24 protein-coding genes, 1 pseudogene and 1 riboswitch are annotated in these 26,676 nt (G+C 72.7%); of the genes and pseudogenes, 10 read left to right on the top strand and 15 right to left on the bottom strand.

Annotated features, from left to right (window positions below):
- Positions 1–174: 174 nt before the first annotated feature.
- Positions 175–996 carry a DUF2182 domain-containing protein gene (locus ACF9IK_RS02790; RefSeq protein ID WP_395292630.1) on the bottom strand — a complete coding sequence of 274 codons (822 nt, stop codon included), beginning with the start codon at positions 994–996 and terminating at the stop codon, positions 175–177.
- Between the two features lie 284 nt (positions 997–1,280).
- Here ACF9IK_RS02790 and ACF9IK_RS02795 point away from each other — a divergent pair, with 284 nt between their 5' ends.
- Together ACF9IK_RS02795 and ACF9IK_RS02800 are read left to right on the top strand one after the other, a co-directional pair.
- Positions 1,281–1,934, top strand: coding sequence for a DUF1326 domain-containing protein (locus tag ACF9IK_RS02795; RefSeq protein WP_395292631.1), 654 nt, complete (start codon positions 1,281–1,283; stop codon positions 1,932–1,934).
- 585 nt (positions 1,935–2,519) lie between these two features.
- On the top strand, positions 2,520–3,443 hold the full coding sequence (locus ACF9IK_RS02800) for an ATP-grasp domain-containing protein (RefSeq protein WP_395292632.1): 924 nt from the start codon (positions 2,520–2,522) through the stop codon (positions 3,441–3,443).
- 49 nt (positions 3,444–3,492) lie between these two features.
- On the opposite strand, the gene ACF9IK_RS02805 is transcribed toward ACF9IK_RS02800, so the two are convergent.
- Both ACF9IK_RS02805 and ACF9IK_RS02810 read right to left on the bottom strand, forming a co-directional pair.
- On the bottom strand, positions 3,493–5,202 hold the full coding sequence (locus tag ACF9IK_RS02805; RefSeq protein WP_395298454.1) for a vWA domain-containing protein: 1,710 nt from the start codon (positions 5,200–5,202) through the stop codon (positions 3,493–3,495).
- Positions 5,203–5,258: 56 nt separating this feature from the next.
- Positions 5,259–6,353: an ATP-binding protein gene (locus ACF9IK_RS02810; protein ID WP_395292633.1), complete on the bottom strand. Its 1,095-nt coding sequence runs from the start codon at positions 6,351–6,353 to the stop codon at positions 5,259–5,261.
- Between the two features lie 461 nt (positions 6,354–6,814).
- Between ACF9IK_RS02810 and ACF9IK_RS37020 the strand changes: the two are divergent.
- Both ACF9IK_RS37020 and ACF9IK_RS02815 read left to right on the top strand, forming a co-directional pair.
- Positions 6,815–6,988: pseudogene (locus ACF9IK_RS37020) on the top strand (IS701 family transposase); the annotation flags it as partial.
- Between the two features lie 325 nt (positions 6,989–7,313).
- Positions 7,314–7,913 (top strand): NPCBM/NEW2 domain-containing protein, encoded by a 600-nt coding sequence (locus tag ACF9IK_RS02815; protein WP_395292634.1) that lies wholly within the window; start codon positions 7,314–7,316, stop codon positions 7,911–7,913.
- A 92-nt stretch (positions 7,914–8,005) separates the two neighbouring features.
- On the opposite strand, the gene ACF9IK_RS02820 is transcribed toward ACF9IK_RS02815, so the two are convergent.
- The 3 genes from ACF9IK_RS02820 to ACF9IK_RS02830 form a co-directional block, all read right to left on the bottom strand.
- The gene (locus ACF9IK_RS02820) at positions 8,006–9,094 is read right to left on the bottom strand and encodes an IS630 family transposase (protein WP_395292202.1); all 1,089 of its coding nucleotides are present in this window, start codon (positions 9,092–9,094) and stop codon (positions 8,006–8,008) included.
- 52 nt (positions 9,095–9,146) lie between these two features.
- Entirely contained in the window at positions 9,147–10,280 is a 1,134-nt protein-coding gene (locus ACF9IK_RS02825; RefSeq protein WP_395292635.1) for an IS630 family transposase, read from the bottom strand.
- A 105-nt stretch (positions 10,281–10,385) separates the two neighbouring features.
- On the bottom strand, positions 10,386–12,089 hold the full coding sequence (locus tag ACF9IK_RS02830; protein WP_428846364.1) for an IS1634 family transposase: 1,704 nt from the start codon (positions 12,087–12,089) through the stop codon (positions 10,386–10,388).
- A gap of 792 nt (positions 12,090–12,881) precedes the next feature.
- On the opposite strand from ACF9IK_RS02830, the gene ACF9IK_RS02835 reads away from it, so the two are divergent.
- From ACF9IK_RS02835 to ACF9IK_RS02855, 5 genes are all read left to right on the top strand, one after another.
- Positions 12,882–13,208 carry a hypothetical protein gene (locus ACF9IK_RS02835; protein ID WP_395292637.1) on the top strand — a complete coding sequence of 109 codons (327 nt, stop codon included), beginning with the start codon at positions 12,882–12,884 and terminating at the stop codon, positions 13,206–13,208.
- Between the two features lie 333 nt (positions 13,209–13,541).
- Positions 13,542–14,219 (top strand): Tat pathway signal sequence domain protein, encoded by a 678-nt coding sequence (locus ACF9IK_RS02840; RefSeq protein ID WP_395292638.1) that lies wholly within the window; start codon positions 13,542–13,544, stop codon positions 14,217–14,219.
- 235 nt (positions 14,220–14,454) lie between these two features.
- Positions 14,455–15,045: a DM13 domain-containing protein gene (locus ACF9IK_RS02845; protein WP_395292639.1), complete on the top strand. Its 591-nt coding sequence runs from the start codon at positions 14,455–14,457 to the stop codon at positions 15,043–15,045.
- Positions 15,046–15,303: 258 nt separating this feature from the next.
- Positions 15,304–15,957, top strand: a complete 654-nt coding sequence (locus tag ACF9IK_RS02850; RefSeq protein ID WP_395298455.1) for a molybdopterin-dependent oxidoreductase — start codon at positions 15,304–15,306, stop codon at positions 15,955–15,957.
- Positions 15,941–16,561 carry a cytochrome b/b6 domain-containing protein gene (locus tag ACF9IK_RS02855; protein ID WP_395292640.1) on the top strand — a complete coding sequence of 207 codons (621 nt, stop codon included), beginning with the start codon at positions 15,941–15,943 and terminating at the stop codon, positions 16,559–16,561. The genes ACF9IK_RS02850 and ACF9IK_RS02855 overlap by 17 nt, the downstream gene beginning before the upstream one ends.
- A gap of 152 nt (positions 16,562–16,713) precedes the next feature.
- Here the strand turns inward: ACF9IK_RS02855 and ACF9IK_RS02860 are convergent, their stop codons facing one another.
- The 9 genes from ACF9IK_RS02860 to ACF9IK_RS02900 form a co-directional block, all read right to left on the bottom strand.
- Positions 16,714–16,971 carry a PLP-dependent transferase gene (locus ACF9IK_RS02860; protein ID WP_395292641.1) on the bottom strand — a complete coding sequence of 86 codons (258 nt, stop codon included), beginning with the start codon at positions 16,969–16,971 and terminating at the stop codon, positions 16,714–16,716.
- Positions 16,866–17,984 carry a trans-sulfuration enzyme family protein gene (locus tag ACF9IK_RS02865; protein ID WP_395292642.1) on the bottom strand — a complete coding sequence of 373 codons (1,119 nt, stop codon included), beginning with the start codon at positions 17,982–17,984 and terminating at the stop codon, positions 16,866–16,868. The genes ACF9IK_RS02860 and ACF9IK_RS02865 overlap by 106 nt, the downstream gene beginning before the upstream one ends.
- 176 nt (positions 17,985–18,160) lie before the next feature.
- Positions 18,161–18,439 carry a hypothetical protein gene (locus ACF9IK_RS02870; protein ID WP_395292643.1) on the bottom strand — a complete coding sequence of 93 codons (279 nt, stop codon included), beginning with the start codon at positions 18,437–18,439 and terminating at the stop codon, positions 18,161–18,163.
- Between the two features lie 297 nt (positions 18,440–18,736).
- The gene (gene lepB / locus ACF9IK_RS02875) at positions 18,737–19,756 is read right to left on the bottom strand and encodes a signal peptidase I (protein WP_395292644.1); all 1,020 of its coding nucleotides are present in this window, start codon (positions 19,754–19,756) and stop codon (positions 18,737–18,739) included.
- A 56-nt stretch (positions 19,757–19,812) separates the two neighbouring features.
- Positions 19,813–20,529 carry a helix-turn-helix domain-containing protein gene (locus ACF9IK_RS02880; protein WP_395292645.1) on the bottom strand — a complete coding sequence of 239 codons (717 nt, stop codon included), beginning with the start codon at positions 20,527–20,529 and terminating at the stop codon, positions 19,813–19,815.
- A 336-nt stretch (positions 20,530–20,865) separates the two neighbouring features.
- The gene (locus ACF9IK_RS02885; protein ID WP_395292646.1) at positions 20,866–21,084 is read right to left on the bottom strand and encodes a hypothetical protein; all 219 of its coding nucleotides are present in this window, start codon (positions 21,082–21,084) and stop codon (positions 20,866–20,868) included.
- 178 nt (positions 21,085–21,262) lie between these two features.
- Complete coding sequence (locus ACF9IK_RS02890; RefSeq protein ID WP_395292647.1) at positions 21,263–22,432, bottom strand: magnesium and cobalt transport protein CorA; 1,170 nt, start codon at positions 22,430–22,432, stop codon at positions 21,263–21,265.
- A gap of 367 nt (positions 22,433–22,799) precedes the next feature.
- Positions 22,800–22,974: riboswitch (M-box (ykoK) riboswitch) on the bottom strand.
- 124 nt (positions 22,975–23,098) lie between these two features.
- Complete coding sequence (locus tag ACF9IK_RS02895) at positions 23,099–24,097, bottom strand: ATP-grasp domain-containing protein (protein ID WP_395292648.1); 999 nt, start codon at positions 24,095–24,097, stop codon at positions 23,099–23,101.
- Positions 24,098–24,240: 143 nt separating this feature from the next.
- Entirely contained in the window at positions 24,241–24,999 is a 759-nt protein-coding gene (locus ACF9IK_RS02900) for a class I SAM-dependent methyltransferase (protein ID WP_395292649.1), read from the bottom strand.
- A 184-nt stretch (positions 25,000–25,183) separates the two neighbouring features.
- On the opposite strand from ACF9IK_RS02900, the gene ACF9IK_RS02905 reads away from it, so the two are divergent.
- A complete protein-coding gene (locus ACF9IK_RS02905) occupies positions 25,184–26,665 on the top strand; it encodes a bifunctional phosphatase PAP2/diacylglycerol kinase family protein (protein WP_395292650.1) in 1,482 nt (493 codons plus the stop codon).
- Positions 26,666–26,676 lie beyond the last annotated feature (11 nt).

Here is a 26,676-nt window from a genome sequence, read left to right on the forward strand (position 1 = left end):
GATCTTGCGCGAGTTCAGATCCTGCACGAACCAGACAGGATTCGGAGCGAAGTCTGCACCGGCCGGGGCGGGGGTCACCACCTCGACCGGCCGGCCGGGCCGCAGAGATCACCCGCAAGGCGGCGTCCGGCCGAAGCGATCACGGTGCCGGGTCGGCAGCACACGGTGCGCGCCTCACATCGGCGCCATCATGCCGTCCGACGGCTGCAGCCCAGGCAGCAGCCAGTCCTGGAAGGGCGCGAGTGCTGCGAGGACCAGGAACGCCACGCCCATGACGCGGGCGAGCTGCGGCCCCCGGTACCAGAGCTTCTCCAGGAAGATCAGCACCGCGAGCCCGGCCATCGCCGCGATGTTCATGGCCCCCAACGGAATCAGGACCACCATCAGCGCCCAGCAGCAGCCCAGGCAGTACCCGCCGTGGTGCAGGCCCACCCGGAGGTCACGGACCGGTGGGCGGTAGGCCGCGTAGCGCATCAGCTGCGCCATCGGACTGCGGCAGTGCCGCAGGCAGATGTTCTTGAGCGGGCCCAGCTGGTACAGCCCGGCCAGCGCGAAGGCGGTCACGGCGATCCACGTCCCCGTCTCCGGGTCCCGCTCCACCGCACGGCCGGTGAGCGCCAGCCCACCGTACGCGAGCAGGCCGAAGGCCGCCCACACGACCAGGTAGCCGGCGAGGAACTCCGTGGTGCGCAGCGCGCGCGTGGAGCCGCCGGACTGCCTGGCGATCCCCTTCGCCCAGGTCACCGCGACGGGGGCGACCGACGGCAGCATCATGGCCGCCATCATGGCGACCCAGAGCAGCAGGAACGCGGGCAGCGCCATCCCCATGGTGCCGGGTTCGACTCCCATGTCCAGCGCCTGGCCCACGGTGAGCACCCAGGCCAGCGCGGCGATCAGGACGATCAGTGACCAGGCGACCGCGAGGTCCCGGGTCGGCAGCAGGACGCCGTCCCGCAGCGGGCGGCCGTTGGCGATGGGACGTTGAACGGTGTACATGGTTCTCTCCAGCCGACCCCCCCTCCAGCACAGCACGAAACCGGTCCCGGGAACACCCCGCGGTGCCCGTGCGCGACCTGTCGCCGCCGCAGACGGCGGCCGGGATCCCTTGGTCCTCCCCCGAAGAGAGCGCAGGATGGAGGGAGGGAAGGCGATGACCCGCCACCGGATACCGGGCACGGCCGGACGGACGCGCTCGTCGGGCCGAGGCCCCCCGGCCTGCCGGGGCCGCCAGGGCCCCGTTTCCCGGCTGCGCCGGAGCGGGTCGGTGAGGAGTGCGCGCGATGTCCGAGGCGGCGACGATCGTTCCTGCGTGGCGGGTTGCGGGCGACTGGTTCGATGTGTGCAAGTGCAACATTCCGTGCCCGTGCTCGTTCGCTCAGCCACCGACCTACGGTGACTGCGACGGGGTCCTGGTCTGGCACATCCGCGAGGGCCACTACGGCGAGGTACAGTTGGACGGCCTCAACGTACTGATGCTGGGCTCCTTCGTCGGCAACGTGTGGGCCGAGCACTCGGACGCGTACGCCGCCGTGTTCCTCGACGAGCGCGCGGACGAGGGGCAGCTGGGCGCCCTCCAGATGATCTTCGGCGGGCAGGCCGGCAGCTGGCCCGCGCAGCTGGTCACCATGCTCGGGCCGGAGATGCGGGGCATGGACGTCGCCCCCATCGAGGTCGAGATCGCCGACGACCGCGCCACCTGGCGGGCCGCCGTCCCCGGTCGGATCGAGGCCCGCGCCGAGGCGCTGACCGGCCCGACCACTCCGGACGGGACGCGGGTGCAGTCCACCGGGCTGCCCGGCTGCGAGACCGGCCCCGGACAGCTCGCGACCTGGGGCCGGGCCACGACGGACCAGGTCGACGCCTTCGGCTTCACCTGGAACCGGGCGGGTCGATCCAGCAAGACCATCACCTTCGACTGGTCCGGTCCCGGCTGAGGGAGCGCCGCCGCGCCCCTCGATGCCGGAAGGCGAGCGGGCCGGGTGACCGGGCCGGGTGAAGCCCCGAGTGACCGGCCGGGGGGCGCGAATCGGCGACGATCGCCGTCCGCCCCGGGCCGATCCTCGGGAGGTGCGTCCTACCCCCACGTGGAGGCGGGGGCGGCGCGAACGGTCGCGCTCGGCCTCGCGCAGCACCTCGCGGGTCACCGGGGCGAGCTCGCCCTGCCCGAGCAGGAAGGACCGGAGGAGCCGGGCGAACGGGCTGCCCGCAGCCGCCCCGGGGCCTCCCGCCGTGTGGCGAGGGTCTCGCCCCGGTGTCAGCCGGACTCGTCCTGTGCTCCTGTCCGAGTCGTTACCCGTGCGCCGCCCGGCCCGATGGCCGGGCGGCGCACGGGTACGTGAGCACCTGTTCGCCTCCGCCCCCGGCACCGGCCCGGCCCACGGCGGCCCGCCCCGCCCGGCGCAGCCCTTACCGTCGCGACCGTGCCCGGCCCCGCCCGCCTCCGCGGGGACCGAGGGCGTGTTGTCCAATCGTGGTCGAGCCGGTTTGATGTGCGCGTGCTGACGGATGCAGTAGTGCTGATGACCGATCAGGGCGAGACCGAGGGAAGCCGGGCGGCGCTGGCCCAGGCCGTGCTCCGTCTGACCGGTTCCGAGCCGATATGCCTGGACGCGCGGGACTTCACCCCGTGCGGTCCCGGCCGGGCGGAGATCGTGGCGGACCGGCTGGTCCTCGAAGCCGGCGGCGTGCGGGTGGTGGCCCCGGCCGCCGTCGTCGTCTACGAGATACCGCCGGCGGGCCGCCCAGCGCTGGAGCCGCTCCAGGACGTGCTGGCCCGCTCCTCGGTGCCGTGCCTCGGCACCGGCTCCGGCGCCTGGCGGACCGCCAGCGACAAGGAGACGATGGTGAAGGTGTTCGCGGCGGCCGGCGTCGCGCAGATGCCCTCGCTCTGCCTCCCGCCCGACGCCGGGGAGGCTACGGTGCTGGACGCCTTCACCGAGCTGGGCGGCGACGTGTGGGCGCGCCCGGTGTCGGGGATGGGCGGCCAGGACGTCTTCCACGTCACCGACGAGGCCGTGCTCCGGCAGGCGGCCCGGCGCTACGCGGCCGAGGGGCAGCGCTGGCTGCTGACCAGTGACGCCCGCAACTACAACCCCGACGGCCTGCGCCACCAGTACCGGGTCGTGGTGCTGCATGGACGGGTGATCTGGGTGGCCGAGCACATCCAGCCGGACTCCGACGCGCCGTGCAACGTCGCCCAGGGCGCCACCTCCACCCCGCTGTCCCCCGGCGTCCTTCCCGGCCACCTCCACGAGCTGGCCGCCGCAGCCGCGGAGGCCGTCGGCCTGCCCTACGCCGGCCTCGACCTGGCCGCCGAGAGCGGCGGGGTCGTCTTCGAGATCAACGTCCACCCCGCCTTCGGCGCGACCGGTGCGCTGGAGGGACTGGCCATGCCCTACGTACGGGCCCACCTCGACCTCGCCGCCGCGGTGTCCGCCGTCTGACCCCCGCGCGCCGGCCCGCCGTCCGGTCGGCACCGGCCGGCCGGGCGGGTCAGCGCATCCGGAACACCGGCCCGCGCGGCGTGAACGGCAGCCCGGCGCCCTGCGGGACCAGGTACGCGTGGTCCCGCCGCACCCGAAGCACGTCGCACTCGCCGTCGGTGATCACCAGGACCGGTGCGCCGGACGGGAAATCCTCGGCCCGCTCCAGCAGGTCGACGCCGGGCTGCAGCACGGTGCCGCCGCGCCCGCGCACCCGGACCCGTCCGGCGATGTCGTCCACGGGCACGAACCCTGCGTCGTGCGGCGCGGCGTCGCAGTACACCACCCGGGCCGCCGGGACGTCCCGGGCCGCGGCGTACGACGCGATCGCGCCGAGCGCCTTGCCGAGCAGGGTGCGGCTCATCGAGCCCGAGGTGTCGAGGACGACACCGAAGGTGCAACGGGCCACCTCCTCGGGCGGGAAGTACCGTCCGGCGCGCGGGACGTCCGGGGTGGAGGCCTGCCGCCGGGAGGGCCGGGAATAGCTCCGCACGGCCATCGGCGATGGGACGAACTCGTCGAACCAGCGGGCCAGCTGCGCGTCCCAGGGCAGTGGCGGATGGGCCAGCGCCCGGATCTCCTCCACCAACCCGGCCGGGAGCAGGCCTCGTTCGCGCCGGTGCAGCTCGAATCCCTGCTGCAGTCCGCGTCGATAGAAGTCGTCCAGGTCGACGTAGTCGCGCGGCGCCCCCAGCGGTTCGCCCAGGACGTCCGGCCGGCCCTTCCCCGCCAGAGTGGCCAGTCGGCGCAGCCGGCGCCGGTCACGGACGATCCGGTCGTAGACCTCCTCCGTCGACAGGCCCTTCAACTGCGGGTCGTGAAGGAGTCCTTCGGGCATCTCGCCGACACCCATCTCGACCAGCCAGCCGTTGACCACGTAGTCGGCGGCCACGTTGAACAGGTACGGGTCGCGGGCGCCGCAGCGTCCGGAGTGCTTGAGCGCGGCGTGCAGCATCTCGTGGCCCAGGATGAACCGCCATTCCTCGTCGCTGTGGTGGCGCAGCGGATTGAGGTAGATCTCTCCGGCCTCGGCGTTGACCGCGGCGACCGAGATGCCCTGAGCACGGGCGAGTTCGGCGTCGGCGACCAGCGTCATGCCGGCCGCGATGCCGCCGAGCAGCGGGTAGGACGAGATGAACCAGTTGAGCGCGCGGGTCCACGGCCGTTCCGGGAGCCGGTCGCCGGTCACCTCCTCGCGGCGCCCGCCGGCCACGTCCATCGCGGCGGACATGGTGCGGGTGAGCGCGGCGGCGAAGCCGACCGTCCAGTCCTCGGGCGCCCAGTGCGGGTGCTGGGAGGCCAGCGCCTGGTCGCTGCCGCGCCCGGCGGTGCCGGGGATCCGGGGCAGACCGTCCCGGCGCCAGCGGGCGGCCAGCTCCTCCTCGTCGCCGCTCACCACCGGCGGCAGTGCGAAGGGGGCCCGGCCGATCGCGAAGGAGGACAGGAAGCGGTTGACCACCGCGCAGCGGGCGGCCAGTTCGTACGCGTCGCCGGCCTTGCGCGGAGTACCGGCGGCGGGCACGTGGCCGAAGCCCAGGTGCAGCAGGCAGTGCGCCAACACCCAGGCCCACTCGGCGGGTTCGGCCCGGCGGCGGACGTTGACGTGCACGTAGCCGGCCGAGTCGACCACGGCCCAACCGTCCTCGGGCGTCAGGGCGCAGTCGGGGTCGCGGCAGAACCGGGCGTCGATCGAGGCGAGGGCGTGGTTTCCGCGCAGCATCGCCAGGCCGTCCGCGTACGCCTCTGCGGCCGGGTCGGGGCGGACCGGGGCAGGCTTCACCGGCGGGCCTCCACCAGCCGGGGCATGTCCCGCGCCGCCTCGATCAGGAACCAGGCGGGCAGCACGGGGTTACCGTCCGGGCCGTCCGCGATCACCGTCTGCGCCACCTCGACCGAGATCTCGGCGAGCTGCACCAGCAGCGACTTCGCCCGGAACGCGGTCTGCTTCAGCTGCGGCGAGACGTGCTCCTTGCGGGCCGGCAGCTCCTTGACCAGGCGGCCGCGGAAGGCGTCCGCCAGGTAGTAGAGCAGATCGCGGTCCTCCAGCCGGTTCGGCCAGCGGGCGTCGCCCTTGATGATCGCGTCCAGTCCGTAGGCGTTGCGGACGATCTTGGCGTAGCCACAGAACGCCACCGCGTGCTGCGGGGTGAGCAGCCCGTGCGCCAGGACCTTGAGGGTCTCCTCTCCCCCGGCCTGGCGGCCGGGAGGTGCCCCCGCCAGCGTCGGGCCGAAGGAGTGCAGCGCGTCGGAGAGCATGTGCCAGGCGCGCGGCGTGGAGAACGGCTCCTCCGACTTCGGCGGCGCCGACCACAGGTGGTCCGGCCGGTCGGTGAGGTGGTCCAGCACCCAGGGGTGGATGCCGTTGTCGGCCGCCCAGGTCAGCCAGTCGGCGGCACTGGCCCGCAGATGGACGTGGACCAGCCGGTTCACCAGCGCGGACGCCATCGGGCGGGCCAGCGCGCCATCGGTCGCCCGGTTGCCGGCGCCGATCACGATCGAGCCGGGCGGCAACTCGTACGACCCGATCCGGCGGTCCAGGATCAGCGAGTAGAACGCCTTCTGCACGTCCGGCGTCGCCGCGTTGAGCTCGTCCAGGAACAGGCAGTACGGCTCGTCGCGGGCGATCGTCTCCGGCGGGCAGAACCGGGACCGGCCGGCCGCGGTGATCTGCGGAACACCGACCAGGTCCTCCGGCGCCAGCTGAGTACCGATCAGACTGACGCACTCCAAGCCCAGCGAGTCGGCGAACTCCCTCACCAACGAGGACTTCCCGATGCCGGGCGCTCCCCACAGGAAGACCGGACGGACGGTGGCCAGACCCAGCAGCAACTCCGGTACCTGGGACGGCGACACGGTGACGGCACCCTGCAAGTGGGGCTCCTTCGGTTCAGGGGGATGCCCGGCCAGTGTGCGGTGCGACCGGCACCGGCCGCACCGGGTTTTCCCGTGGCGTCCGGCGGCCGGGGCACCGTACGGTCCGGGCATGACGAAGAGGCGTCCGCTGCCCGCCGCACCGGTCGAGGTGCAGACCAGGTGCAGTTTCAGGCCGCCGGGGAACCGGCGTGCGTGCGAGCAGCCGTAGCCGGCCCGGCCCCTCCGGACACCCGCGTACGACTGGACCGGTAGGACCGGGTCGCAGAGCGGGGTATCGCCTGGTACCGGGCCACCAGGTCGACGGCCGACGCCCTCGACCAGGCGGCGACAGCTCGGGTACAACGGAGTGGTTGTGCCGGGACCCCGCAGGTCGATCGGTGTGCGAGCAGGTCTCCCGCTGTCCCCTGTGGGTAGTCCCTCCCTTCAGGCTCCCCTGGCACGGGCCCTGTCAGGCCTTCGCGGAACTGCCGAGGAGGAACTGCTGGACGATCGCCGAGCAGGTCGGTGACGCGCGTCCGGCCGGCATGCAGCACCTGCTCGGCCAGGCATCCTGGGATGCTGACCGAGTCCTCTCTGACATAGGGGACTTCGACGTCGAACACCTCGGCGAGCAGAATGCGGTGCCGGTCGTGCCCTGGCCGTGCTCGCGCACGCATTCCTCGCCGCCACCGCAGCCATCGAACGCGCCACGGCGCCGGATCTCGGCCCGCTGACCTGCAGCGAGATCCAACGACCAAGCACGCGCCCGTACCAGCGCCACCAGCGACAAGCCGCCCGACAACGGCGAAGATCACGATCTGCAGTCGGAGTACTGGACAGTGAGTCCTCCCAGCGGCCAAGGTTGCGCTGGATGCATCGACCGGCTGGGGGCCCATGGGTGAATCTGAAAGTCAAGTCGAAGAAACCGACGAAGGGCGGGCGCCTCGACCCCGTCGCTCACTCACCGAGGTCGCAGCGTTGATCACTGCAGCAACTGGATTGGCCGGCCTACTGCTCGGCTTCTTCGGACTTCCTGCCGTGGTGAACTCGCCGACCGCCTCGCGGCCAACTGTGACGATCACAGAGGAGGTTCCTGGCCCGACCGTCACCGTGACAGCTCCAGCGGCGACGAGCGGCTCGCCAACGTCGAGCGGTAGCGAAGCACCAGGCACCTCCAGGCAGCAACTCCTCGCCCAAATGCAGCCGGTGGACGAGCTAGTGGGTCTCGAACGCGCGCAGTCCTACATGAAGGGCAAGGAGTACCCGAACTCTCTGGCGGCTGCCGTCTGCACACCGAACACTCGCCCGTACAGCTACATCACCTTCAATCTGGGCTCCTCTTGGAAGCGGCTCACAGCGACAATCGGACTCGATGACAACTCGACAGGCTCGTGGAGCATGACCATCGACGTCCTCGGTGACGGAAGGCCGCTTCAAACGGTGCAGGCAGACCTCGCCGACCCGAAGCCGCTCGTCGTGGATGTCAGCGGTGTCACACGCCTGGAGGTCCAGTACCGCCCCACAGGCTATTGCGACAGGTACAAGGACCCGGGTTCGACAGTTGCGGGTCGTTCCTAGTCCACGAATCTGGGGGCTGACCTGCGGGAATGCTTGATTGCACGCCGAAGAGGCGTGTCACTAGTGTCCTGAGTCTTAGAACCACTTCATAATTAGGGTTTGGTTGGCAGGCGGTTCAGGTAGCCGGCGAGGCGTTCGAAGATCTCGTCGGCGGACTTGGTCCAGGTGAACGGCCTGGGGTCCTCGTTCCAGTGAGCGATCCAGTCGCGGATGTCCTTCTCCAGGGCTTGGACGTTCTTGTGGACGCCGCGGCGTATCTGCTTGTCCGTCAGCAGGGCGAACCAGCGCTCCACCTGGTTGAGCCAGGACGAGCTGGTGGGCGTGAAGTGCATGTGGAATCGGGGGTGCGCCAGCAGCCACTTCTGGATCGCCTGGGTCTTGTGGGTGGCGTAGTTGTCACAGATCAGGTGGACGTCGAGCTCGGCGGGGACTTCCTTGTCGAGCTTGGCGAGGAACTTCTTGAACTCCGTTGCGCGGTGGCGCCGGTGGAGCGAGCCGATGACCTCGCCGGTAGCGGTGTTGAGTGCCGCGAACAGGGTGGTGACACCGCCACGCAGGTAGTCGTGGGTGCGGCGTTCGGGCATGCCGGGCATCATCGGCAGGACGGGTGCCGAGCGGTCCAGCGCCTGGATCTGCGACTTCTCGTCCACGCACAGCACGATGGCCCGCTCCGGCGGATCCAGGTACAGGCCGACGACGTCGCGGACCTTCTCGATGAACTGCGGGTCCTTGCTCAGCTTGAAAGTGTCCGTGAGGTGGGGCTTGAGACCGAAGGTGCGCCAGATCCGCGAGACGGTCGACTGGCTCAGCCCCATCTCCTTGGCCATCTCGCGGGTCGACCAGTGCGTGGCGCCCTTCGGCGTGGTCTCCAGCGTCCGCACGACCACTTCTTCGACCTGCTCGTCGCTCACCGTCCGGGCCGGCCCAGGGCGTTTCTCGTCCGCCAGCCCCTCCAACCGGTCCGCGGCGAACCGCTTGCGCCACTTGGCCACGGTGGTCGGATGAATATTGAGGCCTGCTCCCACCTGCGTGTTTGACAGCCCTTCGGCACAGGCGAGGACGATGCGGCAGCGCAACGCGAGAGCCTGGGCCGAGGTGGCCCGCCGGGACCAACGCAGCAGCGTCTCACGCTCGTCGTCGGTCAGAACCACCTCGGCCGTCGGCCGTCCCATGCGTGCCATGAGATCAGCATACTTCTATAGACTTCCTGAGACTCGGGACACTAGTGCCGCATCAGGCAACGTTCGCCCTGTCTACGATCTCGCGTAGCCGTTCGTCGGCGGCGTGCTTGTTCCGCCAGATGATGTAGCGGCGGATCATGCTGCCCTGTTCCTTGTGGCTGGCGTGGTCGGTGCCGTCCAGGGTGAAGTACCGCAGGGCGGTGAACTGGGCCTCGATGCGGTTCAGCCAGGAGGAGTTGGTCGGGGTGTAGGCGATCTCGACGTTGTTCGCCGCCGCCCACGTCCCGACCCGCTGGCACCGCTTGGTCGTCAGATGCGGCGAGTAGTTGTCACAGACGATCGCGATCCGAATGTCGGCCGGGTACAGGCTTCGCAGATAGCGGCAGAACTCCAGGAACTTCGACCGGTTCTTGGTCTTCTTGACGTGTCCGTAGAGCTTGTCCTTGGCCAGGTCGTAGGCGGCGAACAGGTGCCTGACCCCGTACGGGCGGGTGTAGGTCGCCCGCCGCCTGGGCCGGGGCTCCCTGTCGGGATCCTTGCCCTTGCCACCGCGCTCGGCCCACTGCCGACCAGGGTGGGGCTGAAGGTTGAGCGGACCGAACTCGTCCAGGCAGAAGACGACTTCGGGTTCGCCCTCCTCGGGTATCACCTCGCCGTCGGCGATCGCGTACAGGTGCTCGACGCGGGCCTTCTTGATCGCGTAGTCCGGATCGCGGGAGGCCTTCCAGGTCTTCACACGTTGAAACGAGACGCCCTCCTCGCGGAGCAGGACTCGAAGGCCCTCGTGGCTGATGTCGTCGACCACCCCCTCGGCGACCAGGAAGTCGGCCAGCTTGACCAGGCTCCAGGTCGAGAACGGCAGGCCGTGCTCGGCCGGCTTGGACTTGGCGATCTTCTTGATCTCGCGGCGCTCTGGCAGAGTGAACGTCTTCGGCCGCCCGCCCCGGTACTTCGGGTAGAGCGCCTCGAAGCCGTCGGCGTTGAAGTTGTGGATCACGTCGCGCACCCGGTCCGCGCTGGTGAACGTGACCTCGGCGATCTTCGCCACGGGCATGCCCTGCGCGGACAGCAGCACCATCTGGGCCCGCCGCCAGGTCACCACCGACCCGGTTCCCCGGCGGACGATCCGCAGCAACCGTCTGCCCTCGTCGTCATTGATCTCCCGGACCTGCACGCGTTCAGCCACGTGATCATTCTGATGGTTCGGTGTCGCCGGCGCAGCAACCGGACGTCGCGTCACAACGAGGCGAACGTTCCCTGAAGCGGCACTAGGCGCGGGTGTTCGTGCTGGTCAGCGCGTTGCGGTGAGCTCGATGACCTTCCTGGGCACGGGCAGGTCGAGGGCGGCGAGGATGTCGCGCTGGGGCTTGGTGGGCTCGGTGGTCTGGCGGTAGGTGCCGGCCGGGCCGGTGAAGGTGGCGGCCTGCAGGCGCTGGAGTTCGGCGCGTAGGCGGTTCCAGGTCTGGCCGGTGGCGTTCTCGGCGACGCGGATCAGCAGCAGGGCGAGCCAGCACAGCAGCACGTGGGCGCGGATGCGGTCCTCGCGGCGGTGGTAGACCGGGCGGAGGTCGAGCAGTTGCTTCATGTCCCTCCAGCCGCGTTCCACCTCGAGAAGCTGCTTGTATCCCAGGGCGATGTCCTCCGGGCTCAGGTGCGGGTCGGAGGAGCGGAGCAGGTACTTCCCGTCGAGCTTCGCCTCGGCCTCGATCTTCTTCTTGTCGACCCGCAGCAGGCCGCCGGGGGTGGTCCGCAGGAACCGCTTCAGTCCCGGCTTGGTGGACAACTGCCCAGCCAAGTGGGCGCGTTCCTCCTTGGTGAGCTTGTCGGTGTCGGCGATGGCGTCTTCGAGTTGGGCGACGAGCTTGGCGCGGATCGCGGCGTCGCGGGTGGCCTGGTCGGGGTTGAAGCAGATCACGAACCGGTCGTCGGTGGCGATGTTGACCTCCTTGACCTGCATGTTGTCGCGGACGGTCGCGTAGCGGCCGGGGCGGGCCAGGGCGGCTTTGACTTCGGCGGATCCGGAGCGGAGCTTCTCGCCGATGATGTAGCCGCCGCCTCCTTGCATGAGCGCGCGGCGGTTGGCGGCGGAGGTGAAGCCGCGGTCGGCGACCCAGACGACGCGGGACAGGGACCACTCGCGCAGGTCGCGCTTGACCTGCCGGATCAGGTCGCTGTCCGCGGTCGAACCGGGCCAGGACCACACCCGGACGGGGATACCGTCGCGGGTGACGGCCATGCCGACGACGACCTGGGGCAGGTCGTCGCGGGAGTCCTTGGACTTGCCGTGAGTGCGGAACCCTCGCATTTGGGTGGCGAGTTGCGGGTCGGTTCCGTCGGGCAGCAGGCGGCCGTCGGCGTCGCGCGGGGCGGGCTCGTCCGCCTCCTCGGTCTCGAAGTAGGTGCTGGTGGTGTCGAAGAACAGCAGGTCCACCTCCAGGTTGAGCAGGTCGGTGACCTGGAAGTACGCCTCCTTGGCGAGGGCGGGCTCAATGTCGAGCAGCCAGTCCATGGCCCGGTAGCAGGACTGCTCGTCGATCGCGGGAAGGCCCTCGATGTGGACGTCGCGGCTGATCCAGTCGGTGGCGGCGAGCTTGCTGGAGGCATCCAGGGCCCGGTTGGCGACCAGCGCGAACAGCACCCGTTCCACGCGCGGGTCCAGGCGGCGGCCCGCGAGTTGGCGGCGCATCACCTGGTCCAGGCCGAGCCGGCGCCACAGTCCGTCCAGGACGTGGGTGCCGCCGAGCGGGCGGGCCTCGGTGAAGGCGAGTTCGGTCGGTCCGGTCAGCACGGCCGCGCGGGCCGGGTCAAGCAGCCGGGTCAGCGCGGTGACCAGGCGCTCGATGGCGTCGCGGTCGATCTCGTCCTCGCGGCCGAAGGAGTGCAGCACCTTGGTGCGTGAGGCCCCCGCGACCGGGTCCCACTCGTTGTGGGCGAGCTGGAGGTATCGCACCACCTGTCCGGACTTGTTCCTCCGCGAGGACGTACGCACATACACGTGGCTAGACGATACACGTATTGCCGCAGGTCAACGGACTGCGATCGCGCGAATCGTGTCACTAGGTCTCTTGAAGGTCGCCCGCCCGCGATAACGTCCTGACCTGCACGTTCATCCGATCCCGTGTCCAGAACCCGCCCTCAACTGTCGAACCCGGGAAGGAGCCAACCGTTGTGCTGGCCACCCCGATCCTCACCGACTGAGGCCCGGGCAGGCTCAGACGGGCACAACGGCGCGGTCGTTACACCGGTTCTCCTCGGTGCGATCCCGGAGCGAACACCAACGGCGAGAGGCGCGCGGTGGGTACGGCCGCGACCGGTTTGATCGGACGGACGAGCCCGTGCGAGAGCTCCAGGGGATACCGGTGCCGTCGACGTGGAGCATCGCGTCCAGGAGATCGCGCAGTTCATGCTCGGGAGCGTCGTCGACCTCATGGACGCCCCGCGCCACAACGTCGACGGCGCCCGCAATCCCGATCCTGCCGAGAAGAAGACGAAGGCTCCTCGGCGCGCAGCGCCTCGCACAGGTCGCCCAGGGGCGGTGGGCGGCGTCGGCCGCGGTGCCGGGTCGATCGGGCGGGCCCGCGGCCGGGTCGAGCGCAGGCTCCCGGGCCGGGACATCCGGCACCACCGCCGGCACGGCCGTCCTCGCACCCCCCACCACAAGCCCCGCGGTCGGCCTGACCTCTACGGCTTGTCTCTCGGATCACGCCCGACACCACCCCGCCCTGTCGGTGACGGGTGGCATACTCTCCCCCGGGCCGGCGGTCGGCCCGGGGGAGGGTGAGCGGAGATGGCCTTCGGTGGCACCTGGCGGCTCCTGCGCCGGGACGGTGACGAGCCCGAGTTGGTCGGCGAGATCCTGGTCGACGACGGCGACTTCCCCTGGCTGAGCGGCCGCTTCGCCCCCGCGCCCGGCTTCGCCGCGGTCAGGCCGTGGTTCGAGGAGTCGCGCGCGCTGCTGAACGCCGAGGACTACGAGGGGTTCGAGCGCTTCTACGACCGGATCGCCGCGGCCCTGACCCTGGTCGCCCCCGACGGACCCGTCGCGGAGTTCCTCCTCCACATCGACGGCGACCGGGCGTCCTTCCGCTGGTCCGACGAGCCCTTCGACCCATAGGAGCTGCGCGGCCGACCGTGGGACTCTCCGGTCCTGTCCTCTTCCCGAAGGGACGGCGGCGACGGAGGCGGCTCGTGAAACGGCCCGAACCAGGAGGAGCTTGGTGGTGGTCGGGCATCGGCGGTTCCCTCTGATGTCAAGTCAGTTCTGTTGTCACGGTGCGGCATCCGGGGCACCGTCGGGCGGAGTACCGCGATCCCGGCGAAGTTCCGCGCACAATCTTGACGGTGCATGGACACGGCTCTACAACGTAGTCAGCTCCCCGTTCCCCCACCACCGGGAGCAGCGAAAGGTCGTCTTCTCGTCCCCCCTCACCGAGGAAGAGGCTTCCCCATGCGCCTTCGCCGCCACCTTGCCCTCACCGTCGCGGTAGCCGCGCTCGCCCTGGGCGCGGTCCCCGCGTCCGCGACGACCGGTCCCGCCGCCACCCCGGTGCTGACCACCGGGAGCGCGGGCGGAGCCGCGGTCGCCGCAGGCGACTCGCTCGCCGCGCCGCTCGCCGCAGGAACCCGCGCCACCTTCTACTCGACCGCGACCAGCACGACCGGCGTCACCTGCGCCGTCTCCCAGCTCTCGGCCAAGGCCGTGAGCAATCCGGCGGCGCCCGGCGTCGCCACCGGGTCGCTGACCGGGCTGACCTTCGGGACGTGCACCAGCAACGTCACCGGCGTCATCTCCGTCCGGAGCCTGACCGTCGGCAACCTCCCCCACGGTATCGCCGTCGACGACGCCCCGGGCCTCCCGGTCACCCTCACCGGCGGGGCCGCCGGGCCGATCCAGGCGACCGCCGTGCTCAACAGCTGGTTCGGCACCATCACCTGCACCTACCAGCTCAGCGGCCAGTTCACCGGCAACGCGGACAACGCCGCCCACAGCCTGGCCTTCCGCAACGAGCACTTCGCCAAGAGCGGCGGCTCGGCCCTCTGCCCCGGTGACGGCTACTTCTCCGCCACCTACGGCCCCGTCACCGACACCTCGCAGCCCGGAAGTCCCGCGGTGTTCGTCAACTGAGCTGCTGAGCCCGGGAGTTCCTTGGCCGGAGAGCGCCGGGCCGGCTGCTGCGCCGTCGGAGGCAGCGGGCCCGGGGCGCCGTGCAGGGCGCACGGCGCAGGGCGGGCAGCCCTGTGCAGCCGGAGCGCAACCCTTACGGGTCTGTGACCAGGGCCCGATCGCCCTGGCCGACGGTCGCCGTGTCGCGATAGATCTGGCTCCGAACACGCGTCACCACTGCCCACGGGAGCCCACGATGTCCGACACCCCTCGCCGCTCCGGCCGGTTCCTCCGCCCCGCGCTCGCAACCGCGGCCGCGCTCGTCCTCCTCGGTGCCGGACTCGGCCTCTACGCCTTCCAGCCCTGGAAGGCCTTCACCAACACGACCGTGGACGAAGCGCTTCCCGCTCCCGCGGCCGCCGTGTCCACCGTCCCGGCGCCCTCGGCCAGCGCCGCGCCGTCCTCCGCCGCCGCCCCGGCGGCCACGCCCGCCCCGGCGGGGCCCGTCGACCTCGCACGCGGCGGCTTCCGGTCCGGCGAGCACACCACCACCGGCACCGCGCGTCTCGTCCGCCTCGCCGACGGCTCCGCCGTACTGCGGCTGGAGGGCCTCGACACCTCGGAGGGCCCCGATGTCCGGGTCTACCTCTCGACGCTGCCCGCCGACCGGTCCCGCCGGGACGAGCTCGGAGACAAGGCCCTCGAACTCGGCAAGCTCAAGGGCAACCACGGCAACCAGAACTACGCCGTCCCCGCCGGCACCGACCTCACCGCCTTCCACAGCACCGTCATCTGGTGCCAGCGCTTCTCCGTCACCTTCGGAGCGGCCGATCTCGCCGCGGTCTGACCGGTTCTCGTCGGGCCGGTGCCCGGCCCGGCCCGGCTCGGCCGCCGAGCCGGGCCGCGCCGCGCCGCGCCGCGCCGGTCGGCCCGCAGGTGACGCACGGCTCCCGGGAGCGTGCGGTACGCGACCGAAGATGACGAAAGGCTGACGGCCCGGTCCCGCCCCTGGCCGCGGTCCGGTCGCTCCTGGTCGAATCAAGCCGTGGACAGAACTGCGAAACACTCCGAGGGCACCCCGGTGGGCCGCCGGGTGGTGCTCGGCATGCTCGGGCTCGGCGTCGCGGGCGTCGCGGCCGGCCCGTACCTCCAGCGGGCCCAGGACGCCGTGGCCGGCAAGGACCCGACCGGCCTCACCGGGTTGCTGCCGGCCGGCGGCGGGTTCCGGTACTACTCCGTCGCCGCCTCGGTGCCGAACCGGGGCCCCGACGACTACACCCTGACCGTCGACGGGCTGGTGGAGCGCCCGGCGAGCCACCGCCTCGACGACCTCCGGGCCATGCCGCAGCGCCGACTCGTCCGGGACGTGCAGTGCGTGACGGGCTGGCGGGTACCGGCGACGCCGTTCGAGGGTGTGCCACTGGCGCACCTGCTGGACGCCGCAGGCGTGCGGCCCGGCGCCGGAGCGGTGCGCTTCGGCTGCTTCGACGGCGAGTACACCGAGAGCCTCACCCTGGAGCAGGCCCGTCGGGACGACGTCCTGGTCGCGCTGAAGCTCCAGGACGAGCCGATCTCCCACTCCCACGGTGGACCGGTGCGGCTCTACGTCGCCCCCATGTACTTCTACAAATCGGCCAAGTGGCTGTCCTCGATCACGGTCACCGACCGGGTGCAGCCGGGCTACTGGGAGCAGTACGGCTATGACGTCGACGCCTGGGTGGGCCGGTCGAACGGACGTGACGATGCACCGACCGCCTGACCGCCTGCTCCGCTTCACCCGGGCCGAACGCCGGGTGCACCGAGCCACCGCCGCCCTGATGCTGACCTGCCTGGCCACCGCCGCCTGTCTCTACCTGCCGCCGCTGGCCGAACTGGTCGGGCGCCGCCGCCTGGTCGTCACCGTCCACGTGTGGTGCGGCCTCGCGCTGCCGGTGCCGCTGCTGCTCGGTCTCGCCTTCCGGGCGGTACGGGCGGACGTGTCACGACTGAGCCGCTTCACCGCGGCGGACCGGGCGTGGCTGCGCGCGGTGCGCGCGAGGGCGTCCGCCCGCCCGGCGGGGAAGTTCAACGCCGGGCAGAAGCTGTACGCGCAGTGGACCCTCGGGGCGATGCTGGTGGCCATCGGCACCGGCCTGCTGATGTGGCTCACCCACCTGGCTCCGCCCTCGTGGCGGACCGGCGCGACCTTCGTGCACGACTGGATCGCGGCGGCCGCCCTCGTGGTGACCACCGGGCACGTCCTGATGGCCGTGCGCGATCCCGAGGCCCGGCGCGGCATGCGCACGGGGACGGTGGACCGCGCCTGGGCGCGGAGCGAGCACCCGCACTGGGAGGCCGAGAGCCGGGACGGGGACGTGGCGTAGCGCCGTGCCGCCCCGGCCGGTGCCTCAGCGGACTGCCTGCGGTCGGGAGCGGCCGGCGGCGGCCCCGTACGAGCGGCCGAGCGGGTCGCTCGGGCCGTTGGTACGGGGCCGGCGGCCCCCGCCGGTCGCGGCGCTGGTCCGGATGGCCGGGGTCAGATCTTGGCGAGCGCCTGCGCCAGGTCCGACCAGAGGTCCTCCGGGTGTTCGACGCCCACCGCCACGCGGACGGTGCCGGGGCTGATGCCGGCGGCCGCCAGCGCGGCGTCGTCGAGCTGGCGGTGCGAGGTGCTGGCCGGGTGCAGGATCAGCGTCTGCACGCTGCCGAGGGAGGGCGCGAGCGCCGCGAGCCGGACCGACTCGGTGAAGGTGCGGGCCGCCTCCCGCCCGCCGGCCAGGTCGAAGGAGAGCACCCCGCCCTGGCCCTCGGGCAGCAGCCGGCGGGCGAGTTCGTGGTCCGGGTGCCCTTGGGCAGGCCCGGGTAGTGGACCGCGGATACCGCCGGGTGGGAATCCAGCCGGTGGGCCAGGTCCAGCGCCGAGTCGCAGTGGCGGCGCATCCGCAACGGCAGCGTCTGCAGGCCGCGCAGGGTCAGCCAGGCCGCGTACGGGTCGGCCGCGGCGCCCAGCTCGACGGCGTGGTGCCAGACCGTCCGGTGCAGTTCGGCGTCGGCGAAGACGGCGATGCCCGCCAGGACGTCGCCGTGCCCGCCGAGGTACTTGGTGGCGGAGTGGACGACGATGTCGGCACCGTGCTCGATCGGCCGGCAGAGCAGCGGGGAGGCGAAGGTGTTGTCCACGACGCCGACCACCCCGGCCTCACGGGCCACGGCGAGCAGGGCCGGCAGGTCGGTGACCCGGGTGGTCGGGTTGGAGACGGTCTCCAGGTGCAGCAGCCGGGTGTTCGGGCGCAGCGCGGCCCGCACCTCGGCGGGGTCGTCGCCGCGGACGCGGGTGACCTGCACGCCCCAGCGGTCGGCCAGGTCCGCGAGCATCGCGAAGGTGCCCCCGTAGAGGCTCTCCTGGGCGATCACGTGATCGCCGGAGCGCAGCAGAGCGAGCAGGACGGTGTTGATCGCGGCCATGCCGGAGGCGGTCGCCAGGGCACCCGCCCCGCCCTCCAGCCCGGCGACGGCGTTCTCCAGCGAGCGGACGGTCGGGTTGCCGTGCCGGTTGTAGAGGAAGGCCCCGTCCGGGCCGCCGAACGCGTCCACCAGGGAGGCGGAGTCCTCGAAGGCGAACAGGTGGCCCTGGTGCAGCGGCACCCCGAGCGGGCGGCTTCCGGCCACGTCCACGACGGGTGGGTGGACGGCGCGGCTCTCGCGGCGCAGCGCGCCGCCGGAGCCCGGACGGGCGTCGAGGCCGGAGGCGGCGGCAGGAGCGGCGGCGGGGGAAGGCGCGGGGTGATCGCGGTCGAAGTCGTCCATGCCGTTCATCCTCGGGCGGCCGCGTCCGCCCGGCCAGGGCCAATCCCGGTCAAGTGGACTGAAGCGACGTGCTCGGGCCCGGTCCGCCCTTGCTCCCTTCCGGTTCCCGACGGGCGCGACGCGCGGTCACTCCTCGATGAAGACCGGGTCCTCCGCCGGGTGGAGGAGCCACAGGGTCAGAGGCCACCGGCCGGGAGCAGCACCACCCGGGCCTCGTCGAACGGCTCCCAGCGGGCCGGTCGCCCGCTGCGGGCCACCCGAAGCCGGCACCAGCGCGTGCCCGCGGCGTCCCGCCACCAGGCGCTGATCCGTCCGAGCGCCCAGTCACCGTCGGCGAAGTGCACCTCGACCGGCTGGTACACCCACTCGACGTCCGCCGTGACCGCGCCCACCGGGCCTGCGGCGCCGGCACCGCTTACGCCGCCGGGCACCGGACCGCGTCCGCTCTCCACCACGGTTCCGCCTCCGTTCCGGATCCGGCCGCCGTTCCGCCGTCGGGGTGGCCGCGCAGCCGGACGTACGGCACACCGCGCCGACTCTACAACGCTGTAGAGGGCGGCGCGGCGGAACCTGCACGCCCGTCGCCGGGACCTGCCCGGCGTGCGGAAGGCGCGCGCCGCCGGGGACGCCCGGCCGGGGACGTCTCCGGGCGGCGGCCGGGCCTCCGGGCCCCGGGACGGTCGGCGTGCGGATACGACTGCTCCCCCACCGGTCCTCCGGCAGGGGAGCAGCGTCGACCCGGGGGAGCCGGGTCAGGACGACGTGGTCGGCCGCGTCCGCCCGGCCGCCCGGGCGCGGCGGCGCTGCCACACGGCCAGCGGAACCGCGACCGCGAGCACGGCGGCCTCCGGAGCGGGCAGGTCCTCCAGCGAACCGGCCGCGCCCGGCGCCCCCGCTCCACCGGCGCCCGTGCGCTGGTCCAGCGCCTTCTGGTCGAAGGTGTCCGGAACCGGCATCGTGTCCCAGCGCGTGATCGGCCAGGCCACGACGAAGGCCCGGCCGATCACGTTGTCCACCGGGACGAAGCCGCCGCCGGGCTCGTTGACGTGGTACCGGGAGTCGCGGGAGTCGTTTCGATGGTCGCCCATCACCCAGATCCGGTCCTTGGGCACCTTCACCGTGCCGACCGGCGCGTCCCCGCACGGCGTCGACCCGGGGAAGAGGTACGGCTCGTCGAGCGGCACGCCGTTCACCTTCACCGGACTGCCGCTGTTGCACTCGACGGTGTCGCCGCCCACCGCGATCACCCGCTTGATCAGGTCCTTCTCGTCGTCCGACGGCATCAGGCCGATCACGCTCAGCGCCTTCCTGACGCTCCCGAGGAAGGAGTCGTCGGTCGCATGGGGCGCACGCTCCAGCCAGCCGCCCGGGTCCTTGAAGACGACGACCTCGCCGCGCTCCGGCTCGGCGCCGAACCACGGCGTCAGCTTGTCGACCAGCACCCGGTCGCCCTTCTCCAGGGTGTGCTGCATCGAGCCCGACGGGATCGAGAAGGCCTGGACGAAGAAGGTCTTGATGCCCAGTGAGAGCAGTAGGGCGACGACCACCAGGATCGGCAGCTCCTGCCAGAACGGGCGCTTGCGCCGCGCGGGCCGGCCACCGCCTTCGTCCCCGCCGTCGGTCGACGCCTCGGCGGGCGAATCCGGGCCGGTGTCCGGATCGGCCCCGGCGACGGCGACGGCCGGGCCGCCCGCCCCACCCTGGTCCGCCGGCGGCACGGCCGGGCCGGTCTCCCCTGCTCCGCCGGTCTCCCCGGTGTTGTCGACGCTCATTCCTCGGCCCCCTCCGAACGGCCCGGTGGGTCCCGACGCGGAACCCCCGTTGTCAGCTAACGAACAGAGGTTCCCGGTTTCGCCCGGACGTGGATGCGCTCGCCCTGCGCCCCGAACAGGCTGAGGAACTCTACGGCCTGTGTGCCCGCGTTGCCGAACGCGTGCGGGATCCGGGTGTCGAATTCGGCCGCCTCACCGGCCGTCAGGACGAGGTCCTGCGAGCCGAGCAGCAACCGCAGCTTGCCGGCCAGGACGTACACCCACTCGTGCCCCTCGTGCACCTTCGGCTCCAGCTCGGGACCGGCCCGGAAACCCGGGGGCATGATCTGCTTGTAGGCGTGCAGCCCGCCGAAGTGACGGGTGAGCGGCACGAAGGTCTGACCGCCGCGGGTGAACGGACGCGAGTGGACCCGCGGGTCGCCGGTGGCCGGAGCGCCCACCAGTTCGTCCAGCGGCACCCGGTACTCCCGGGCCAGCGGCAACAGCAGCTCCAGGGTGGGCCTGCGCAGGCCGGACTCCAGGCGCGACAGCGTGCTGAGCGAGATCCCGGTCGCCTCGCTCACCCCGGCCAGGGTGGCACCGCGCTCGCGCCGCAGGGCACGCAGCCGTGGTCCGACGGCCTCCAGCACGCCGGCCAGCTCGTCGCTGAGGGCCCCGGCGTCACCCGGCTCCGCCCCCTCGGCCGGGGCAGGAGCGGCGGGATCCGGGGCAGCCCCCTTGCGGCGGGCGCGATGGTTCCGGTGGGCGTGGTCGTCGTGCGAGGCGTTGGCCATGCCTCCTATCTGCCGTTGTGACAGGCCGTTCTGTCAATCCGGCCGGGGCCGGCACGCCGGGTCGGACCTGCACGCCGTCGTACGGCACTCGGTGGCGGCCTGCCCTCCAGCGTGCCGTCATGCGAGTCGAACCGACCGGGGCCGGCGTCGCGACGGGCGACGAGGTGTGGGCGCGCATGCCGCCGTGCGGGAGGTGCCGGACGACGCCTCGGTGGCCCGCCCGGCGCCGGATCTCCGGCACTGCTCGACGACGTCCCCGAGTCCCTCGGTGTCCACGGGGCACACCGCGTCACGGCCCATCCACGTCCGCCGGGGCCCGACGCCGTCCGCCGCAGGTCAGGGCGCCTCCCCCGGGCATCCGTCGCCCCAGATCAGGAAGCAGCCGCCGTGGTGGAAGAACTCCTTCGCCACGTCGAGCCAGTCCGTGAAGAGGACGACCCACATGGCGACGCAGAGGCCGAGCAGCCCGCCGAATCCGGCCGCCGCTGCCACCAGGCTCAGGAGGAGGCGCAGCCTGCCGCCGCCCCGTCCGTCCGCCACGTCGCGCTGCCCCACGGATACCCCCCTCGCCGTCCCCAGGTCCACCGAGCATCCCCGCCCGGCGCAGCGCACACCAGCCAACGGACGTGCAGTGAAGCCGAGTTGTGATGTACAGGCGAACGGTCGGCCCCCGGTTCCCGGCGGAGCGGCACACGGTCCGGCGGAGGGGCCGCCAGGCCGGGGGCGGCCGGCCTCAGAGCCAGTCGCGCCGCTTGAAGATCAGGTAGAGGCTGGTGCAGACGAGCGCCATCAGACCGATCGCGAACGGGTACCCGAAGGCCCAGTGCAGCTCGGGCATAGTGTCGAAGTTCATGCCGTACACGGTGCCGATCAGCGTCGGCGCGAAGAGGATGGCCGCCCAGGAGGAGATCTTCTTGATCTCGTCGTTCTGCGCGTGCCCGGCCTCCGCGAGCTGCTTCATCTCCTCGTTCTGCCGCTGCGACACCAGCGTCGCGTTGACGGTGAGGATGTTCTGCAGCATCTGCCGGAACCCGTCCACCCGCTCGGCGGCGTACGTGGCGTGGTCGGCCACGTCCCGCAGGTAGCGCTGGAGTTCGTCGTCGGTGCCGTACTTGCCGAAGCCGGCCTCCAGGCTCTTCATGATCTCCAGCAGCGGCCGGGTGGCCCGCTGGAACTCGATGACCTCGCGGGAGAGCTCGTAGATGCGCCGGGAGACGTGCGGGTCGCCGCCGAAGACCTCGGTCTCGATCTCGTCGATGTCGTGCTGCAGGCCTGCGATCACCGGGGCGTAGCCGTCGACCACGGCGTCCAGCACCGCGTACAGCACGGCCTCGGGGCCGAGTGCGAGCAGCTCCGGGTCGGCCTCCAGGCGGCGGCGGACGGCGGAGAGGTCGGGGGCCTGCGAGTGGCGCACGGTCAGGACGAAGTCCGGGCCGACGAAGAGGTGGATCTCGCCGAAGTCGACCTCCTCCACGTCGTCCAGGTAGCGGGCGGCGCGCAGTACCACGAAGAGGGTGTCGCCGTAGCGCTCCAGCTTGGGCCGCTGGTGGGCGACGATGGCGTCCTCGACGGCCAGTTCGTGCAGGTTGAACCGCTCGGCGGCCTCCAGGAGCTGGGCCTCGGCCGGCCGGAACAGCCCGATCCAGGCCATCGTGCCGGGCTTGCCGGGCAGTTCCCGGTAGATGTCCGCCAGGCTGGACGGCGTCTCGACCCGGCGGCCGTCGTGGTAGACGGCCGCGTCCACCAGCGAGCGCTCCAGCGTGACCGGCGCGACGGGCTGGTCGGGCCGCGGGTCCATCGAGTGCTCGGGCGCCGGCGCGGTCTCGCCGGACCGGGTGGTGGCGACGTGACGGGAGAACGGGAGCCTGCTCGCGCGCACGGCGCGCACACGCCAGTCGGACATGGCGGGGTACCTCCACGGTTCGGTGGCCGCCGCTCCCGGGGACGGGCAGGGGTCGCCGGGGCGGGGCGGGCGGGAGGCGCCCGGCCTGCCTCCACCGCGCACGGCGCCCGGCCGCACGGCGCCCGCCCACCGGAGTCAGCGGCGGGCGGTGCGGCGGCAGGGGGTGGGAGCGGTACGGGAGGAGGGGTGCCGGGTGCCGGGAGATGAGGGGGACGTCCTGGGGCGGGGCCGACTTCGGCCCGGACTACTGGAATCCACAGCTCTCACCTCCTCACCGCCGGGGCGCCCGCACACCGGGTCACCGCAACCGGGCACCAGGAGGATCCGCACCGAGCGGCCGCGGGCGGGCACGTCCGCGGGAGTCGGGCGGGCACCCCTGATCTCGTCAGAGCTTTGGCACGCCACGGCGTAGCACCCGACGGGTGCAGCCACTTGGGGTCACCCCTTAGGCCGGGGAGACCTGTCCTGAACCTGGGCGTCTCTCGACGTCGTGGGGTCAGTGGCCTGTGTCCGTGGCGACGCCTCACCGAACGAGGTGCCTTCACAACCGCACCGAGTGTAGTACCCGGACCCGGGTCGTTCCGACCCGGGTCCCGCCGCGCAGGCCCTGACCAGGGGCTCCGCCGACCGGAAGGCGGCCGGAGCGGTGGACTCCGGCCACCGCCCCTACCGAGGCCCGAGGTGCGCGGCGGCGTACGGGACGGCCACCGTCTCCAGACCGCCGACCGAGCCGAACACCGGGTGGACGTTGGCCTCGAACACCACCCCGCCGTTCTCCGCGGCGAGATCGACGCCGGCCAGCGGCAGACCCAGGGACTTCGTCGCCGCCACGGCCAGCTCGGCCAGCCCGCCCGGCAGCTCCCCCTCCTCCAGCAGGGTCGAGACGGCGCCCCGGCACTCGTTGCACGGGGCGTCGGGGTTCGCCTGCACGTGCTCGACGGTGCGCACGACGCGCCCGTCCAGGACGACCACCCGGTACTGGTGGCGCCGGCCGTCCGGGGTGAAGTTCGCGGCGTCCCGGGCGATCAGCCAGTCGGTGCCCGCCTCGGCGTAGTGCCGGGCGGCGGCGGCCAGTTGGGCACCGGTGGTGACGTGGAAGACGTCGCTGCCGCCCATCCCGACGGTCGGCCTGGCCCAGACGTCCCCGCCGAGGCGGTCGAAGGCCTCGGCCGCGGCCTCCGGGCTCGGCCGGGAGAGCGTGACGGTGGGCATGTGCGGAATGCCGTCGCGGACGAACCGCTCGACGGTGAGGTCCTTCTCGGTGGCCGTCCGCCAGGCCTCCGCGTCCGTGCCGAGCGAGCGGGCACCGTGGTCGCGCAGCAGTCGCTGGAACGCCTCGAAGCCGCGGCGGCGGTGCGGCGGGACTTCGTAGACGAGCACCGCCTCCGCCGTCACGGCGATCCTCTCCGCGGGTACCTCCAGCCGCAGGACGCCGCCCGCCGCGCCCGCCCCCGCCGCGCCGGCGTCCGCGGGTTCGGCGTCCGCGGTGTCGGCGTCCGCGGTGTCGGCGCGGGTGATCCGGCCGGTGCCGCCGGTCATGAAGTGCCGCGCGTCGACCAGCACCGGCGGTCTGCCGGTGAGCGACCGCACGGCCGTGGCGAGGACGTCCCGGCTGCCCTCGGTGGAGCTGTGGTCGGTCATCACTACGAGCTCACTGCGCACCATGCCGCCATGGAACGGCCGGCCGCCGGGCGCGGCAAGACGGCGTCTTGCGCCGGTCGGCGGCCGGGTGGCCGAAAGCGGTCGCCTCGGCCGGGATCGGAGCGAGGCCCGGGTGCGGTCCGCCACGACCACGGGCTCACACCGCCCTAGGCGGGCTTGCGGGCCTCGATCAGGTGGCGGGACGAGTGGGCCACGAACGGGCCCTCCGCGCGGATCAGGGCGTCGAGCTCGCGCAGGCGGTCACGGTAGGCGTCGACGGTGAAGCCGGGGACCATCCAGATCACCTTCCGCAGGAAGTAGACCACCGCCCCGATATCGAAGAACTCGATCCGCAGCCGCTCGGACCGCAGGTCGACCACCTCCAGCCCGGCCACCCGCGCGTCCGCGCTCTCCTGCTCGGGGTTGCGGCCCTTGCGCGCCTCCGGCTGCGGGCCGAGGAAGAACTCGACCAGCTCGAACACCGACGCCGGCCCCACGTGCTGTGCGAAGTACCTGCCGCCGGGCCGGAGCACCCGGGCGATCTCCGTCCACCAGACGGTCGCCGGGTGCCGGCTGGTCACCAGGTCGAACGCCCCGTCGGCGAACGGCAGCGGCGGCTCGTCCGGGTCCGCGACCACGATCGCCCCCAGCGGGTGGAGCAACTCGGTCGCCCGCAGGACGTTCGGCGGCCAGGACTCGGTGGCGACCATCGCCGGCGGGAAGGACCCGGCGCCGGCCAGCACCTCGCCGCCGCCGGTCTGCACGTCCAGCGCCGCCGAGGCCGACGCGAGCCGCTCCCCCAGCAACCGCTGGTACCCCCAGGACGGTCGTGCCTCCGTCGCCCGGCCGTCCAGCCAGGAGAAGTCCCAGCCGTCGACGGACACCGACTCGGCCTCGGCGATCAGGTCTTCGAACGTTCGCGACATGTCCGTATGATCCCCGCGCCTGACCGGTTCGGCCAACCGGATATCGGGCGTGCCGCGGGCTCTGCGGCAGGCAGCCACACCCGCCCGGCCCGCCGCCGCACCGTCCAGGGTCACGTGCGACACGCCCGCCACACCTTCCGCCGTTTCCGTGCGGGATCCCCCGCCCCCGCCTACGCTCGCTGGGATGAGGCGACTCGACGCGGTGGACCGGGCCCTGTTCGACCGGGTGGCGCTCTCTCGCCTGCGCGGCACCCACCCGTGGCTGCGCGGCCTGAGCCACGCCGCAGACCACGGGAAGCTCTGGTTCGGGACGGCAGCGGTGCTCGGCGCCGTCGGCGGCCGGACCGGCCGACGGGCGGCGCTGCGCGGCGTCGGATCACTCGCGCTCGCTTCGGCGGCCGCCAACATCGCCGCCAAGCAGCTGAGCCGGCGGCCGCGCCCCGGTCTCGACCTGGTACCCGCCGTACGGCGGCTGCTGCGCCAGCCGGTGACCACCTCCTTCCCCTCCGGGCACTCGGCCTCGGCGGCCGCCTTCGTGGCCGGCGTCGCCATCGAGGCGCCGATCCTCGGCGCCGCGCTGGCACCGGTGGCCGCGGCCGTCGGCGCCTCCCGGGTCTACACCGGCGCCCACTTCCCCGGCGACGTACTGGCCGGGTTCACGCTCGGCGCAGCGGCGGCCGCCCTGACCGTGCGGTGGTGGCCCCGGTCGAACGACACGCCGCCCCCGGCCGGACCGCCGCCGCGCACCGCTCCGGCGCTGCCGGAGGGCGCGGGCCTCTCCGTGGTGGTGAACAGCGGCTCCGGCAACGGCTCTCTGCTGGCAGCCGGCCCCGAGGAGACCGTCGCCGAGCTGCGCGCCCTGCTGCCGCGCGCAGACGTGTTGCTCTGCGGCCCGGAGGACGACCTACCCGCGATGCTGACCGGGGCCGCGGACCGGGCGGCCCGGTCCGGCGGGGCGCTCGGGGTCTGCGGCGGCGACGGCAGCGTCAACCTGGCCGCCTCGCTCGCCACCGAGCGCGGGCTGCCGCTCGCGGTCTTCCCCGGTGGCACGCTCAACCACTTCGCGCTCGACCTCGGCATCGAGTCGCCCGCGGACACCGCGGCGGCGGTGGTCGCGGGCTCCGCCTGCGGGGTCGATCTCGGACTCGCCGTCGACGACACCTCTCGCCGCCTCTTCCTCAACACCTTCAGCCTCGGCGTCTACCCCGAACTGGTCCGGGTGCGGGAGTCGTTGGAGGGCCGCCTGGGCAAGTGGCCGGCCCTGGCGGTGGCGGTCGGCCGGTCGCTGGCCTCCGCCGAGCCGGTCACCGTCCGGGCCGGCGGCCGCGACCGGCGCCTCTGGTTGCTGTTCGCGGGCAACGGCGCCTACGACCCGCCCGGCTTCGCCCCGACCCGCCGGACCGGCCTGGCCGACGGGCTGTTGGACGTCCGGGTCGTCGACGGCGGCCACCCCTTCGCCCGCACCCGGCTGGCGGCCGCCGTCCTGTCCGGCACCATGGCGCGCTCACGGGTCTACCACGCGGCCCGGCTGACGGCGCTCGACCTCGACTCCCTGGGCGACGCCGACCGGATCGCCGTCGACGGGGAGAGCCTGCCGGCCGCGGGGGCCCTCCGACTGGCCAAGGCCCCGAACGGCCTGACGGTCTACCGGCCTTCCGCCGGCTGAGTCGGCGCCGG

This window comes from Kitasatospora hibisci, assembly GCF_043950205.1.
Lineage (GTDB): Bacteria > Actinomycetota > Actinomycetes > Streptomycetales > Streptomycetaceae > Kitasatospora > Kitasatospora hibisci.

Bases quoted from the DNA above. Each gene is read 5' to 3' on its own strand.
- ACF9IK_RS02790 (WP_395292630.1), bottom strand. From the start codon at position 996: ATGTACACCGTTCAACGTCCCATCGCCAACGGCCGCCCGCTGCGGGAC.
- ACF9IK_RS02795 (WP_395292631.1), top strand. From the start codon at position 1,281: ATGTCCGAGGCGGCGACGATCGTTCCTGCGTGGCGGGTTGCGGGCGAC.
- ACF9IK_RS02800 (WP_395292632.1), top strand. From the start codon at position 2,520: ATGACCGATCAGGGCGAGACCGAGGGAAGCCGGGCGGCGCTGGCCCAG.
- ACF9IK_RS02805 (WP_395298454.1), bottom strand. From the start codon at position 5,202: ATGCTGCGCGGAAACCACGCCCTCGCCTCGATCGACGCCCGGTTCTGC.
- ACF9IK_RS02820 (WP_395292202.1), bottom strand. From the start codon at position 9,094: ATGGCACGCATGGGACGGCCGACGGCCGAGGTGGTTCTGACCGACGAC.
- ACF9IK_RS02835 (WP_395292637.1), top strand. From the start codon at position 12,882: ATGGCCTTCGGTGGCACCTGGCGGCTCCTGCGCCGGGACGGTGACGAG.
- ACF9IK_RS02840 (WP_395292638.1), top strand. From the start codon at position 13,542: ATGCGCCTTCGCCGCCACCTTGCCCTCACCGTCGCGGTAGCCGCGCTC.
- ACF9IK_RS02845 (WP_395292639.1), top strand. From the start codon at position 14,455: ATGTCCGACACCCCTCGCCGCTCCGGCCGGTTCCTCCGCCCCGCGCTC.
- ACF9IK_RS02850 (WP_395298455.1), top strand. From the start codon at position 15,304: ATGCTCGGGCTCGGCGTCGCGGGCGTCGCGGCCGGCCCGTACCTCCAG.
- ACF9IK_RS02855 (WP_395292640.1), top strand. From the start codon at position 15,941: ATGCACCGACCGCCTGACCGCCTGCTCCGCTTCACCCGGGCCGAACGC.
- ACF9IK_RS02865 (WP_395292642.1), bottom strand. From the start codon at position 17,984: ATGGACGACTTCGACCGCGATCACCCCGCGCCTTCCCCCGCCGCCGCT.
- lepB (WP_395292644.1), bottom strand. From the start codon at position 19,756: ATGAGCGTCGACAACACCGGGGAGACCGGCGGAGCAGGGGAGACCGGC.
- ACF9IK_RS02880 (WP_395292645.1), bottom strand. From the start codon at position 20,529: ATGGCCAACGCCTCGCACGACGACCACGCCCACCGGAACCATCGCGCC.
- ACF9IK_RS02890 (WP_395292647.1), bottom strand. From the start codon at position 22,432: ATGTCCGACTGGCGTGTGCGCGCCGTGCGCGCGAGCAGGCTCCCGTTC.
- ACF9IK_RS02895 (WP_395292648.1), bottom strand. From the start codon at position 24,097: ATGGTGCGCAGTGAGCTCGTAGTGATGACCGACCACAGCTCCACCGAG.
- ACF9IK_RS02900 (WP_395292649.1), bottom strand. From the start codon at position 24,999: ATGTCGCGAACGTTCGAAGACCTGATCGCCGAGGCCGAGTCGGTGTCC.
- ACF9IK_RS02905 (WP_395292650.1), top strand. From the start codon at position 25,184: ATGAGGCGACTCGACGCGGTGGACCGGGCCCTGTTCGACCGGGTGGCG.